General features: G+C 68.8%; 11 protein-coding genes. 6 read left to right on the top strand and 5 right to left on the bottom strand.

Going from position 1 to position 12,716, the window contains the following annotated elements:
* Positions 1 to 5 precede the first annotated feature (5 nt).
* On the bottom strand, positions 6 to 623 hold the full coding sequence (gene imuA, locus ABIA71_RS07380) for a translesion DNA synthesis-associated protein ImuA (RefSeq protein ID WP_354284354.1): 618 nt from the start codon (positions 621 to 623) through the stop codon (positions 6 to 8).
* A gap of 280 nt (positions 624 to 903) precedes the next feature.
* Between imuA and ABIA71_RS07385 the strand changes: the two genes are divergently transcribed.
* Entirely contained in the window at positions 904 to 1,794 is an 891-nt protein-coding gene (locus tag ABIA71_RS07385; RefSeq protein ID WP_354284356.1) for a sterol desaturase family protein, read from the top strand.
* On the opposite strand, the gene ABIA71_RS07390 is transcribed toward ABIA71_RS07385, so the two are convergent.
* Positions 1,779 to 2,477, bottom strand: coding sequence for a helix-turn-helix transcriptional regulator (locus tag ABIA71_RS07390; RefSeq protein WP_354284358.1), 699 nt, complete (start codon positions 2,475 to 2,477; stop codon positions 1,779 to 1,781). The genes ABIA71_RS07385 and ABIA71_RS07390 overlap by 16 nt on opposite strands.
* Positions 2,478 to 2,494: 17 nt before the next feature.
* Positions 2,495 to 3,682, bottom strand: coding sequence for an MFS transporter (locus ABIA71_RS07395; protein ID WP_354284360.1), 1,188 nt, complete (start codon positions 3,680 to 3,682; stop codon positions 2,495 to 2,497).
* Between the two features lie 75 nt (positions 3,683 to 3,757).
* Here ABIA71_RS07395 and ABIA71_RS07400 point away from each other — a divergent pair, with 75 nt between their 5' ends.
* On the top strand, positions 3,758 to 4,201 hold the full coding sequence (locus tag ABIA71_RS07400; RefSeq protein WP_354284362.1) for a winged helix-turn-helix transcriptional regulator: 444 nt from the start codon (positions 3,758 to 3,760) through the stop codon (positions 4,199 to 4,201).
* Between the two features lie 269 nt (positions 4,202 to 4,470).
* Positions 4,471 to 7,290: a beta-glucosidase gene (locus tag ABIA71_RS07405; RefSeq protein ID WP_354284364.1), complete on the top strand. Its 2,820-nt coding sequence runs from the start codon at positions 4,471 to 4,473 to the stop codon at positions 7,288 to 7,290.
* Between the two features lie 40 nt (positions 7,291 to 7,330).
* Here the strand turns inward: ABIA71_RS07405 and ABIA71_RS07410 are convergent, their stop codons facing one another.
* Positions 7,331 to 8,227 (bottom strand): LysR family transcriptional regulator, encoded by an 897-nt coding sequence (locus tag ABIA71_RS07410; protein WP_354284366.1) that lies wholly within the window; start codon positions 8,225 to 8,227, stop codon positions 7,331 to 7,333.
* A gap of 107 nt (positions 8,228 to 8,334) precedes the next feature.
* On the opposite strand from ABIA71_RS07410, the gene ABIA71_RS07415 reads away from it, so the two are divergent.
* Positions 8,335 to 9,690, top strand: coding sequence for an MFS transporter (locus tag ABIA71_RS07415; protein ID WP_354284368.1), 1,356 nt, complete (start codon positions 8,335 to 8,337; stop codon positions 9,688 to 9,690).
* The gene (locus ABIA71_RS07420) at positions 9,687 to 10,076 is read left to right on the top strand and encodes a DUF4440 domain-containing protein (RefSeq protein ID WP_354284370.1); all 390 of its coding nucleotides are present in this window, start codon (positions 9,687 to 9,689) and stop codon (positions 10,074 to 10,076) included. The genes ABIA71_RS07415 and ABIA71_RS07420 overlap by 4 nt, the downstream gene beginning before the upstream one ends.
* 1 nt (position 10,077) lies before the next feature.
* Here ABIA71_RS07420 and ABIA71_RS07425 read toward each other — a convergent pair whose 3' ends face one another.
* Positions 10,078 to 10,461 carry a hypothetical protein gene (locus tag ABIA71_RS07425; protein ID WP_354284372.1) on the bottom strand — a complete coding sequence of 128 codons (384 nt, stop codon included), beginning with the start codon at positions 10,459 to 10,461 and terminating at the stop codon, positions 10,078 to 10,080.
* Between the two features lie 202 nt (positions 10,462 to 10,663).
* Here ABIA71_RS07425 and ABIA71_RS07430 point away from each other — a divergent pair, with 202 nt between their 5' ends.
* The gene (locus tag ABIA71_RS07430) at positions 10,664 to 12,559 is read left to right on the top strand and encodes a CocE/NonD family hydrolase (protein WP_354284374.1); all 1,896 of its coding nucleotides are present in this window, start codon (positions 10,664 to 10,666) and stop codon (positions 12,557 to 12,559) included.
* Positions 12,560 to 12,716: the final 157 nt, after the last annotated feature.

Genomic DNA, 12,716 nt, shown 5'->3' on the forward strand with positions numbered 1-12,716 from the left:
GCCGCTCAATGCGCCAGGGCCAGCGGCAACGGCTGCGCCGGGGCCATGCCGCCGCGGCACTTGAGCACGCGCACCTGGCCATGCTCAAGCTGCAGCCGCAGCGGCGCCGGCGAGGCGTTGCGTGCCTGGCGCAGGTCGCGGAAGGCGAACCCCAGGCACTGGCCGGTTTCGGCGGCCACCTGCAGCCGGCGCAGGGCGCGGTCGTCGGCCTGCTGCGGCCAGCACAGCACGGCCGCACAGGCGGCAGAGCGCAGGCACTGTTCGGCGGCCCACAAAGCATCACGCGGCGTTGCCCGCACCACTTGGACCTGGTTCAAGGCCAGCCCGGCACCGGCCCAGCCCGGCGCATGCGGCAGGTAGGGCGGGGCAACCAGCACGATGGTCTGCTGCTGCTGGCTCAGCCGCGCCAGGGTGGGCCAGACCAGCGCCAGCTCGCCTTGCCCCGGCGCGGCCAGCAGCACCTCCGACAGCGCCGCTGGCGGCCAGCCGCCCCCGGGCAGGCGGGCGTCCAGCGCCGGGTGGCCGGTAGGGTGTGGGGCCGTGGCCGGCGGCATGGCCTGCGGCCTGCCGCGCCAGACCTGCCGGCTTTCCAGCAACTGGTCCAGGGCTACAACCGCGCCCATCAGCGCACCTCCCGGGAGGGCTGGCGCAGGTGGGCAGGGGCGGCAAGGCGGGGCATGGCGGGCAGTATCGGCAGGGGCGGTGTCAGGGGCTGAGACCGACAATCCTACCGGCAATTAGTAAAAATGCTAACGGTTCGCGCGCCGGCAGTTTGAACGCAGCCGGGGTGATGAACGCTTCAGTCACTGGCCGCTCCGGTGGTCGCGGCGGGATGCGCGGTTTGTTCAAGCCGGGCTGCGCCGTTGTCGCGAGCATGGCCGCTCCTTTGTATGGAGCAGGTCGATGAAGCGATGGTGGTTGGCGGTGTATGCGCCGGGAATGCTGTGGGGATTCGTGGGAATGGCCACGTGGTGGGTGGGCTATGCAGCGGGGTCGGCGCTGTGGCTGCTGCCGGGGTTGGGCCTGGCCATCGCGCTGTCGTGGCTGGCCGAGCGCTGCTGGCCCTATGACCCGGCCTTCAACGCCCCCCAGGGCGATGCGGGCCGCGACGCCCTCCACGCACTGGTGAACGAAGGATTGAACCTGCTGGCGATCGGTGCGATTCCGCTGGTGGCCGCGTGGGTGCCGTGGCAGCTGTGGCCGACGCACTGGAGTGTTGTCGCGCAGGTGGTGCTGGCGATTGTTGCCGCGGACCTGGGCATCACCCTGGTGCATTACGCGAGCCATCGCTGGGCCTGGTTGTGGCGGTTGCATGCGGTCCACCACAGCGTGACCCGCATGTATGGGTTCAACGGGTTGATGAAACACCCGTTGCACCAGACGGCCGAAGCATTGGGCGGGGTGCTGCCGCTGCTGTTGCTGGGCATGCCGTACCCGGTGGCGGCCGTGCTGGCCTTCGCCATTGCCATCCAGCTGCTGCTGCAGCATTCCAACGTGGACATGCGGCCGGGCTGGCTGGGCAAGGTGATGGCGTGGGCGCCGCTGCATCGCTTCCACCACATGCGCTATGGCAAGGCAGGCGACGTCAACTTCGGGTTGTTCCTGACCGTCTGGGACCACCTGCTGGGGACGGCTTTCGATGCCGATTACCGGATGCGCGTGGACGACCTGGGGATTGGCAGCCAGCCAGCCTATCCACGGCGCTACCTGGGGCAACTGCTGGCGCCGTTCCGCGCGCTGCCGCACGCGCCGGAACCGCCGCCGCCGCCGGGGCTGGATCAGTCGCCGCGATAATGCTGCAGGTGCAGGCCAGCCAGGTGGCCGGCCTGCACGCCGAACATGCGCCGCAGGCTGCGCGAGAAGTGCGCAAGGTCGGCGAAGCCGGCGGCATGTGCGCTGGTGGTCAGGCTGTGTCCCTCGATCACCTGCACCAGCGCCTGGCGTAACCGGCGCCACAGCACCAGGCCACGCAGCGACACCGCCAGGTCCTGCTGGAAGCGGCGGTGCAACTGGCTTTCGGACAGGTGTGCGGCCGCTGCAATGGCCGGGGCCGCGATGCGCTCGGGCAGCCGCGCGTCCAGTGCGGACAGTGCCGCCTGCAGCCGGCGGTCCAGCGGCGCGCGCGCGACCAGGGCCGACAGGCAGGGCAGCAAGGCCTGCGGATCGCAGGGAAGCGATGGCAGCTGGGCCTGCAGCTTCTGCAGGTCGACATGGCTGGGTTCAATCCATACCGTGCAGCCGCGCAGCGGCACGCCGCGCACCGCATGCGACTGGAACGAAGGCAGCACCAGGCGCGTGCCGCGCTGCAGCCCGTGTTCGTTCTCCACGGTCCATTGCCCGGCCTCGGCCAGCAGCACCTGGTGGGCGTAGTGGGCATGCGCACCGGTGGCACCGGCATGGCCCTGCAGCACGGCGAAATGCGGGCCAAGCAACACTGCGCCAGACCACTGCCCGTTCACTGCCGTGGACGCATTCACCGCACACTCCGCATCGTTCACCCCTTGCACCTGCTGCGCAGGGTAGCGGAAACCGTCCACCACGCGCCCAGCGCAAGCAACGAAACCAGGGCGCCGGCAGTGCAGACGCCGCTCCAGCCATACGCGGCATACAGGCTGCTGCCCAGCAGCGCACCGATCCCGCTGCCGGCCGCATAGAACAGCATGTAGGCGGCGATCACCTGCGCCTGCGCGTTGGGCGCGGCGGCCAGGATCAGGCTTTGGTTGGTCACGTGCAGTGCCTGTACCGCCAGATCCAGCAACAGCACGCCCAGTACCAGCCAGCCCAGGTGCAGCGGCAACGCCGCCAGCGGGGCCCAGCTCAACAGCAACAGCAGCAGCGCAGCAAAGGAAACACGGTCGGCATGGCCGCGATCGCTCCAGTGCCCGCTACGCGCGGCGGCCAACGCGCCGAGCAGGCCGACCAGTGCGAACGCACCGATGGCGGTATGGCTGAGCGCATGCGGCGGTGCGCTCAACGGCAGCGCCATGCTGCTCCAGAACAGCCCGAACGCGGTGAACAGCAACAGCCCGAGTACGCCGCGTCGGCGCAGCACCGGCTGCTGGCGCAGCAGAGTGATCAACCCGATCCGGGGCGCGGCATCGGCCACCGGCAGCCGTGGCAGGCGCAGCCACAGCACCGCGCCGCTGACCACCATCAGCACCGCCGACAGTACATACACCGCACGCCAGCCCGCCAGGTCGGCCACGCCACCGGCCACCACCCGGGCCAGCAGCAGGCCGATCACCACGCCGGCCTGCGCGGCACCCACCACGCGGCCGCGCTCATGCGGGCCCGCCGCGGCGGCGGCATAGGCAATCAGCCCCTGGGTCATCGCGGTACCGAGCAGGCCTACCGCCAGCATGCCCAGCAACAGCGCGGTGGCGTTGCCGGCCAGGGCGACGCCCAGCAGGGCCACGACCAGCGCCACGCTCTGCGCCGCCATCAGGCGCCTGCGCTCCAACCGGTCACCCAGCGGCACCAGCCACAGCAGCGCGATCACCGAGCCGAGCTGGGTGGCGGCGATGACCGCGCCGATCCGGGCGGTGCCGATGTGCAGGTCGGCGGCCAGCGCATCCAGCAGCGGTTGGGCGTAGTAGACGTTGGCCACGCTGAGCCCGGCGGCGCAGGCGAACAACAACAGCAGGGGCGTGGCGGTACGGGGCAGCGGTGCGGCGACGAACATCTGATGGTCTCAAAATAGAACCAGTTGATTCTGGATGATCTGGTTCTAAAATAAAACCACTTAGGGAGGTGCCCCATGCACGACGAGCCCAACGCCACCTGCCCGGTGGCCCGTGCGCTGGACCTGATCGGCGACCGCTGGTCGCTGCTGATCGTGCGCGATGCCTTCGATGGGGTGCACCGGTTCAGTGATTTCCAACGCAGCCTGGGCATGTCGCGCAGCATGCTCAGCCAGCGCCTGCAGGCGCTGCAGGAGTCCGGCGTGCTCGCCCAGCAGCCGGCGGCCGATGGCAGCCGGTACCACGACTACGTCCTGACACCGAAAGGGCAGGCGCTGTTCACGCTGGTGGTGGCGCTGCGGCAGTGGGGCGAAGCGTTCCTGTTCGCCGAACATGAACCACGTTCGCAGCTGCTCACCCTGGCCGACGGCCAGCCGTTGGCGCCGCTGCTGCCGCAGGACAGGGAAGGGCGGGTGCTGGCGGCCGCGGCAACGCACGTCGTCAAGCCCGCCACGCCGTGATCGACGGGGCGGCCCTACGCCGACGAAACTGAACACGCTGTTGACAGGGATGAACAGGGTGGACGACTCTTCTCCGGATGGGTGCCGCCTGCGGCGCCCACCGGGCAGGGTGGCTGTATCGACGGGCGGAGGGGCCTGGTCGTAGCTGCATTGCCTGGTAGTACCCGATACCGGCCTGCAAGGCGCCGGCATCCGCCATCTTGGCGCTGCACCCTTCTGCGGCACGACTCCCTGGATTTTTTGCGCAAGCAAAGGTGTTTCGCCCGCTTATGAAAACGATTACAAAGCCACTGGCCCTGACGGCCGCCATCACGCTCTCGCTGGCCGCCTCGGCCTGGGCCGCGCCCACCGCCGCCACCGCCGGTACCGACGCCTTCACCGTGCTCAGCCTGGAACAGGCGCCGAAATGGCTCAATGCCGCCGACGTTGCGGCCCAGCTGCAGGCCATGAACGTGGACGCGCTGACCATCGGCAACGTGCACCGCGAAGCGGACACCAGCGGCACCAGCCACGTGCCGGATCCGCTGGAAGCGCTGGCCGACCAGCTGGGTTACACCTACCGCTTCGTCAGTGCGGACCCGGCGTCGGCCGAGCGCCGTGGCAGCATCGTGATCTCGCGTCTGCCGGTGGAAGCGGAGTCGGGCATCGAAGCCCCGGGCATGAACTACCTGCGCCTGAATGACGGCCGCCACGTGGTGGCGCTGTACACCCATACCGCCGCCGCCGATGGCGCGCGCTTCAAACAGCTCATCGATGCCTCGCGCGTGGGCGCGCCGGCCGTACTGCTGGGTGCCAACGATGCCGCCGTGAACGGCTTCGACGCCAACGGCGACGTGGCCCGCTCCAACGGGTTCCAGTCGGCCTCCAGCACCGCGGTCAAGCTGCGCATCGATGCCGACAGCCCGGCCATCGCCGGCAAGCTGCTGACCCTGGGCTACGCCGCGCCGGTCGGCGGCGACACGCCGTGGATGGACACCTCGCTCAACGCCGACGCACGCGCCCGGCTGATCGTGGCGAAGATGACCGACGACGAGAAGTTCCAGATGCTGCACAGCTACTTCGGGCTGGGCAAGGATGGCGGTCCGCTGCCGGAAGGCGCGGTCGGTTCGGCCGGTTTCGTGCCGGGCGTGGCACGCCTGGGCATTCCGTCGCAGCAGTCGGCCGATGCCGGCGTGGGCGTGACCAACCCGGGCGGCATCCGCAAGGGCGACCACGCCACGGCGATGCCGTCCGGCCCGTCCACCGCGTCCAGCTGGAACCCGGAAGTCGCCTTCGCCGGTGGCGCCACCATGGGCCGCGAGGCCTGGCAGCAGCGCTTCAACATCCTGCTGGCCGGCAGCGTCAACCTGCAGCGCGATCCGCGCAACGGCCGCAACTTCGAGTACGCCGGTGAAGATCCGCTGCTGGCCGGTCGCCTGGTCGGCGAGTCGATCCGCGGCGTGCAGAGCCAGCACGTGGTGTCGACGATGAAGCACTTCGCGCTCAACGACATGGAAACCTCGCGCAATTTCCACAGCGCCGAGATCGGCGAGCAGGCCATGCGCGAATCGGACCTGCTGGCGTTCGAAATCGCACTGGACATCGGCAAGCCCGGTTCGGTGATGTGCTCCTACAACCGCATCAACGGCATCTACGGCTGCGAGCACGACTACCTGATGAACCAGGTGCTCAAGCAGGAGTGGAAATTCCCCGGTTTCGTGATGTCCGACTGGGGTGGCGTGCACAGCGGCTCGAAGGCGGCGCTGGCCGGTCTGGACCAGCAGTCGGCCGGCGAAGTGTTCGACAAGGCCGTATATTTCGATGAACCGCTGCGCCTGGCCGTCAATGGCGGCGTGGTGCCGCGTGCGCGTCTGGACGACATGGTGTCGCGGATCCTGCGCGCGATGTTCGCCAACGGCAATTTCGACCTGCCGCCGCAGCACCAGCCGATCGATGACGCCGCCGGTTTCGCCGCCGCGCAGCGCACCGTGGAAGAGGGCAGCGTGCTGCTGCGCAACGCCAACAACGTGCTGCCGCTGGGCCCGGAGATCAAGCGCATCGTCATCATCGGTGGCCACGCCGACAAGGGCGTGATCGGCGGCGGTGGCTCGTCGATGGTGGGCTGGACCGCCAAGGGCACCAATGCGGTGCCGGGCGTGCTGCCGACCACCTGGCCGGGCCCGGTGATCTTCCATCCGTCCTCGCCGCTGGAAGCCCTGCGCGCCGAGCGCCCGGACGCCAGCATCGAATACGTGGACGGCCGCGATGTGGCCGCCGCCGCGCGCGCTGCCGCCGCCGCCGATGTGGCGATCGTGTTTGCCACGCAGTGGTCGGCCGAATCGGTCGACCTGCCGCACATGAAGCTGCCCGACAACCAGGACGCGCTGATCGCCGGGGTGGCCAAGGCCAACCCGAAGACCGTGGTGGTGCTGGAAACCAACGGCCCGGTCGAGCTGCCGTGGCTGCAGCAGGTGCCGGCGGTACTGCAGGCGTGGTACCCGGGCATCCGGGGTGGCGAAGGCATTGCCGCGCTGCTGACCGGCAAGGTCAACCCGTCCGGCCGCCTGCCGGTGACATGGCCGGTGGATGCCAGCCAGCTGCCGCGCCCGGAAGTGAACGGCCTGGGCTTCAACCCCAAGCACAAGCCGGACGACACCATCGACTACAACATCGAAGGGGCCAACGTTGGCTACAAGTGGTTCGCGGCGAAGGGTCTGACCCCGCAGTTCGCGTTCGGCCACGGCCTGTCCTACACCACCTTCACGTATGAAAACCTGAGCGCCACCTCGATGGGCCAGCGCCTGGTGGCCACGGTGGACATCCGCAACACCGGCAAGGTTGCCGGTGCGGACGTGGCCCAGCTGTACCTGAAGATGCCTGAAGGCAGCGCCACGCCGATCCGCCTGATCGGCTTCCAGAAGGTCACGCTGCAGCCGGGCGAATCGCGCCGGATCCGCATCGAGGCCGAGCCGAAGACGCTGGCCAGCTTCGACACCGCCGACAAGCAGTGGAAGATCGCCGAAGGCCGCTACGAACTGCAGCTGTCGCGCTCGGCCAACGAGCCGGTGGAAACCAGCGCGTTCGTGCTCGGTGATGAAGTAGTGCGTTGAGCAACGGCAGGTACCGGCCTACGGTCGGTACCTGCCGCGATCAACCGGGTAAGTGCTGGCGCAGGTGCGCCAGCAACAGCTGCACCCGTCGCGAAGGATGTGCGGTGTTGGGAAACACCGCATATACCCCCTGGCGCGGAAAGCGGTGCCCGCGCAGGATCGGCAGCAGCCGGCCTGACGCCAGATCCTCGGCAATCAACCACTGCGGCAGCACCGTCGCCCCGGCCCCGGCCAGCGCGAACGCACGCAGCGTGGACGCATTGTCCACCGTGACCACCGCATCGGCGGGGTTGCTGGCAAACATCTGGTCGCTGCCATCAGGGGCGATCAACGGCAGGTCCGCCAGACGCGGATAGCCCAACCGCGGCAGCGTACGCACCCAGTCCGGGTCGTCACGCGCGGCTTCATCAGGCAAGCCCGCCAACACCGACGGCGCGGCCACCGCACACAACGCATGCTCATCGAGCAGGGTGGCGCGCAGCTCGGAATCGGCCATGCGCCCCAAGCGGATCGCCAGGTCGAAACGTTCGGGAATCAGGTCGGCATGCGCCGGCGTGGTCGACAGGTGCAGCCGCAGCTGCGGGTGCAGGGCACGGAATCCCTCCAGCAGCGGCACCACTTTGGCGGCCGCATATTCGGGCGTGGTGGTCAGGCGCAGCGTGCCACGCAACTGCAGCTGCTCGCTGCGTGCCTCTTCGATGGCCCGCTCGGCGGTGGCCAGCATCGCCACACAGTGCTGGTGGAAGCGCTCGCCGGCTTCGGTCAGCGCCAGGCTGCGGGTGTTGCGCACCAGCAGGGTCACGCCCAGTTCCTGCTCCAGCCGCTTCAGATTGAAGCTCACCACCGCCTTGCTCTGGCCCAGGCGCTGCGCGGCCGCGGTGAGGCTGCCGGCATCGACCACGGCCTTGAAGGTCTCGAAGCGGTCCAGGCTGACCATCGCGCGCACCTTGTGTGTCAAAAATGGTTTGACAGTCTTGCATTGGATGTTCGGTTTATCCAGCGCCGCCCAGCGCGCATGCTGCCGCCTCGCAACCGGAGTGCCGCATGACCTATCGCGCCAAAGTGGAGCTGCTGTACCTGCTCGGGTTCTCGCTGGACCTGGTCAACATGTTCATCGGCACGGTGGCCTATCCGGCCGTGGCAACCGAACTACACGCCTCGGTGCCGCAGCTGGCGTGGATCGGCAACGCCTACATGCTGGGCCTGACCCTGGTGATCCCGCTGGGCAGCTGGCTGGCTGCGCGGCTGGGCGAGCGCCGGTTGCTGTGCCTGTCGCTGGCGGTGTTCGCGCTGGGCGCGATCCTGGCCGGCACTGCGCCCAGCATCGAAGCGCTGATCGGCTGGCGGCTGCTGCAGGGACTGGGCGGCGGGTTGCTGATTCCGGTCGGGCAGGCGATGGCCTACCGGCATTGCCCACCGGAACAACGTGGCCGCCTCACCGCACGCATCATGGCCGTGGCCCTGTTGGTGCCGGCGCTGTCGCCGACCCTGGGCGGCTGGCTGGTCGGGCTGGGGTCATGGCGCTGGGTAGTGCTGGCCAGCGTGCCACTGGCCGCGCTGACCCTGCTGCTGGCTGCCGCGTGGGTCCGCTCCGAGGCGCCGCTGGCGCTGCCGCGGCTGGACCGGCGCGGCCTGGTGCTGGGTTCGCTGGGCCTGAGCCTGCTGCTGGTGGCCCTGAGCCAGATCGCCGAGGCGCAGCAGCGCACGCTGGGCATCGGGTTGCTGATCGCCGCTACGGCCGTGCTCGTGCTCTATGCGCGTACCGCGCGACGCACCGCGCAGCCGGTACTGCACTGGACGTTGCTGCGACACCCCACGCTGCGCCTGGCCATGCTGGTGTACCTGCTGGTGCCGGGCACGTTCATCGGCACCCAGCTGGTGGCAACGCTGCTGCTGCATCGGCAGGGCTACACCGCGGCGGCCATCGGCGGCTTCATGCTGCCTTGGGCGATGGCCTCGGCCTGCGCGATCGCCACTACGCGGCACTGGCTGCCGCGCATCGGTGCGCGGCCGCTGTTGAGCGCGGGCATGCTGTGCCAGGCCGTGGGCATCGTGCTGTTGATCGGCATCCAGGCCGGTCAGCCGTGGCTGCCGGTGCTGGCATTCGCGCTGATGGGGCTGGGCGGCAGCCTGTGCAGCAGCAGCGCGCAGACGCTCGCGTTCCAAGGCATGGCCGACGACGAACTGCTGCCGGGCAGCGCGCTCTGGAATCTCAACCGCCAACTCAGTTTCTGCCTGGCCGCCGCGCTGCTGGCGTGCGTGCTGGCGGTGCTGTCGTCGCTGACGCCCGACCGCGCCTTCACCTTGACCCTGCTGCTGGCGGCCGGCATGAGCCTGCTGCCGCTGCTTCTGCTCTGGCGCCTGCCGGCGTCCACCCTGACCTTGAGGACCTCCGCATGACCGACACTTCCGCCCTGCATGAAATCCACGCACTGCATGTGCTGATCGAAGACTGGTTCAACGCGCGTATCCCGGTGTCTGCACTGGACACGCTGATGGCGCGTTTCAGCGAAGACTTCAGCATGGTAGGCGTCGCCGGCCAGCGTCTGGATCGCGACGCCGTGCAGGCGTTGTTCGCTGGCAGCCACGGCGCACGCCCCGGGCTGGTGATCGCCATCGAGTCGGTGCAGGTCACGGCCCTACCGTCGCCGCTGGCCATGCTGCGCTATCGCGAAGGCCAGGGGGTGGAGGAGGGCGCACTGCGCTGGCGGGAATCGCTGGCCGTGCTTCGCCAGGAGCACGGGCAATGGCGCTGGTTGGCGCTGCATGAAACAGCCAGCGCCTGAGTCAGCACACGCGGTAAAGGCCGAGCTGGTCTTCGTCGACCAACACCACGCAGTCGGGTCGCGCGCTGAAGCAGGGCGCGATGAGCAGCGGCCGCACATCGCCGGCCGGCATTGCGCCGCGCAGGAAGGCGACCACATCGGCCGCCGTGGCCCGGAAGGTGCGCCCGCCGAACACGGCGGTGCGCCCTTTCCAGGTCACCACGTTGTGTGCCACGTAGCAGCTGTCGCCCTGCAGGACACCCGCCAGCGCTTCCAGGTCGGCGATGGGCTGGAATGGGGTGCCCGCGGCAACGGCATCGCGCATCTGGAAGTAGATGCGCTGCTCTTCCTCGCGTGACGCCAGCTCGGCGCGCACCAGTGCCTGCAGTGTGTAGTGGTTCTTCATCATCAGCCGCCTGGTCCGGTGGCGAGTGCCGCCGTGGACCCCGAGGCCATTCTGCGGTGGCGCGCGTGGCTTTGCACGAAACGGTGGTTGATGGCTGAATGCGGGCGCGGGCGGTCCGTCGGGACCATCGGCATCTACCGGCGCGGCGCGGGCGGCGCTAGGCTTCAGGGATTGTTCGCCGCCACCTGCCGGGAGAGAGCCCATGCGTGTCCGTGTCGTGCCTGTCGTGTTGTTGAGCCTGATGGTTGCCGCCAGCGTCTCGGCGCAGACCGCGCCGATGACCCCGGATATCCCGGCCAAGGGATTTGTGACCCCCACCGCTGCCGACAACTACGACAAGCGCGTGGTGATGGTGCCGATGCATGACGGTACAAAGCTCTACACGGTGATCGTGGTGCCCAAGGGCGCGAAAAACGCCCCGATCCTGCTGACCCGCACGCCGTATGACGCGGCCAACCGCGCCAAACGCATCGATTCGCCGAACATGCGCGACATCCTGCCCCAGGGCGATGAGGTCTTCGTTGATGGTGGCTACATCCGGGTGTTCCAGGACATCCGCGGCAAGTACGGCTCTGAAGGCGATTACGTGATGACCCGGCCGCTGCGCGGGCCACTCAACAGCACCAAGGTCGACCATGCCACCGATGCGTGGGACACCATCGACTGGCTGGTCAAGCACGTGCCGGAAAGCAACGGCAAGGTCGGCATGCTGGGCTCCTCGTATGAAGGCTTCACCGTGGTGATGGCGCTGACCAATCCGCACCCGGCGTTGAAGGTGGCCGCGCCGCAGAGTCCGATGATCGACGGCTGGATGGGCGATGACTGGCTCAACTACGGCGCCTTCCGCCAGGTCAATTTCGGTTATTTCACCGGCCAGCTGGCCAAGCGCGGCAAGGGGCCGTCGATTCCCAGCGTCGGCTACGACGACTACACCACCTTCCTGCGTGCCGGCTCGGCCGGCGACTACGCGCGCGCCAACGGACTGGACCAGCTGCCGTGGTGGCACAAGCTGATCGAGCACCCGGCCTACGATGCGTTCTGGCAGGAACAGGCGCTGGACGCGCAGATGGCCAAGACCCCGCTGAAGGTGCCCACCATGTGGCTGCAGGGCCTGTGGGACCAGGAGGACATGTGGGGCGCGGTGCACAGCTATGCGGCGATGGAGCCGCGCGACAGCAGCAACACGCTCAACTACCTGGTGATGGGCCCGTGGCGGCACAGCCAGGTGAATTACGACGGCAGCAGCCTGGGCGCGCTGAAGTTCGACGGCGACACCGCCTTGCAGTTCCGCCGCGACGTGCTCAAGCCGTTCTTCGACCAGTACCTGGTGGACGGCGCGGCCAAGGCCGATACGCCGCCGGTGCTGATCTACAACACTGGCGAGAACCACTGGGACAAGTTGCAGCAGTGGCCGCGCACCGCCGCCCGGAGCAAGCCGCTGTACCTGCGCGCGGGCGGCAAGCTGTCCTTTGAGGCGCCGCAGCCGGGCGAAGCCACCTATGAGGCGTACGTGGCCGACCCGGCCAAGCCGGTGCCGTTCGTGCCGCGCCCGGTGCGCTTCGCCGACCGCGACATGTGGACCAGCTGGCTGGTGAAGGACCAGCGTTTCGTGGACGGGCGGCCCGATGTGCTGACCTTCGTCAGCGAACCGTTGACCGAACCGCTGCGCATCGGCGGTGCGCCGCAGGTGAACCTCGCCGCGGCGACCACCGGCAGCGATGCCGACTGGGTGGTGAAGCTGATCGACGTGTACCCCGACCAGACCCCGTCCACGCCGGAGATGGGCGGCTATGAACTGGCGGTGTCGATGGCGATCTTCCGCGGGCGCTACCGCGAGAGTTTCAGCGCGCCCAAGGCGATCGCGGCCAACCAGGTGCTGGACTACCGGTTCGGCTTGCCCACGGCCAACCATGTGTTCCAGCCGGGCCACCGGGTGATGGTGCAGGTGCAGTCCAGCCTGTTCCCGCTGTACGACCGCAATCCGCAGACCTTCGTGCCGAACATCTACCTGGCCAAGCCGGGCGATTACCAGAAGGCGACGCAGCAGGTGTGGCACGCGCCGCAGCAGGCCAGCTTCATCTCGCTGCCGGTGTATTGACCCCGGCAGGACCCGGGTAGAGCCGACCGTTGGTCGGCTCCACGCGGATGGCCCAAACACCGGTAGAGCCGACCGTTGGTCGGCTCCCCGCGCGCGGATCCGGATGCGTGTGCAGCCGACCAACGGTCGGCTCTACCCGCCAGAACAGCCGACCAAC

Origin of the sequence: Stenotrophomonas sp. 2619 (assembly GCF_040548725.1) — a bacterium.
Classification (GTDB): domain Bacteria; phylum Pseudomonadota; class Gammaproteobacteria; order Xanthomonadales; family Xanthomonadaceae; genus Stenotrophomonas; species Stenotrophomonas maltophilia_AP.

What these genes read in the sequence shown, in the direction of transcription:
- imuA (WP_354284354.1), bottom strand. Translation starts at nt 623, where the DNA reads ATGGGCGCGGTTGTAGCCCTGGACCAGTTGCTGGAAAGCCGGCAGGTC.
- ABIA71_RS07385 (WP_354284356.1), top strand. Translation starts at nt 904, where the DNA reads ATGAAGCGATGGTGGTTGGCGGTGTATGCGCCGGGAATGCTGTGGGGA.
- ABIA71_RS07395 (WP_354284360.1), bottom strand. Translation starts at nt 3,682, where the DNA reads ATGTTCGTCGCCGCACCGCTGCCCCGTACCGCCACGCCCCTGCTGTTG.
- ABIA71_RS07400 (WP_354284362.1), top strand. Translation starts at nt 3,758, where the DNA reads ATGCACGACGAGCCCAACGCCACCTGCCCGGTGGCCCGTGCGCTGGAC.
- ABIA71_RS07405 (WP_354284364.1), top strand. Translation starts at nt 4,471, where the DNA reads ATGAAAACGATTACAAAGCCACTGGCCCTGACGGCCGCCATCACGCTC.
- ABIA71_RS07410 (WP_354284366.1), bottom strand. Translation starts at nt 8,227, where the DNA reads ATGGTCAGCCTGGACCGCTTCGAGACCTTCAAGGCCGTGGTCGATGCC.
- ABIA71_RS07415 (WP_354284368.1), top strand. Translation starts at nt 8,335, where the DNA reads ATGACCTATCGCGCCAAAGTGGAGCTGCTGTACCTGCTCGGGTTCTCG.
- ABIA71_RS07420 (WP_354284370.1), top strand. Translation starts at nt 9,687, where the DNA reads ATGACCGACACTTCCGCCCTGCATGAAATCCACGCACTGCATGTGCTG.
- ABIA71_RS07425 (WP_354284372.1), bottom strand. Translation starts at nt 10,461, where the DNA reads ATGAAGAACCACTACACACTGCAGGCACTGGTGCGCGCCGAGCTGGCG.
- ABIA71_RS07430 (WP_354284374.1), top strand. Translation starts at nt 10,664, where the DNA reads ATGCGTGTCCGTGTCGTGCCTGTCGTGTTGTTGAGCCTGATGGTTGCC.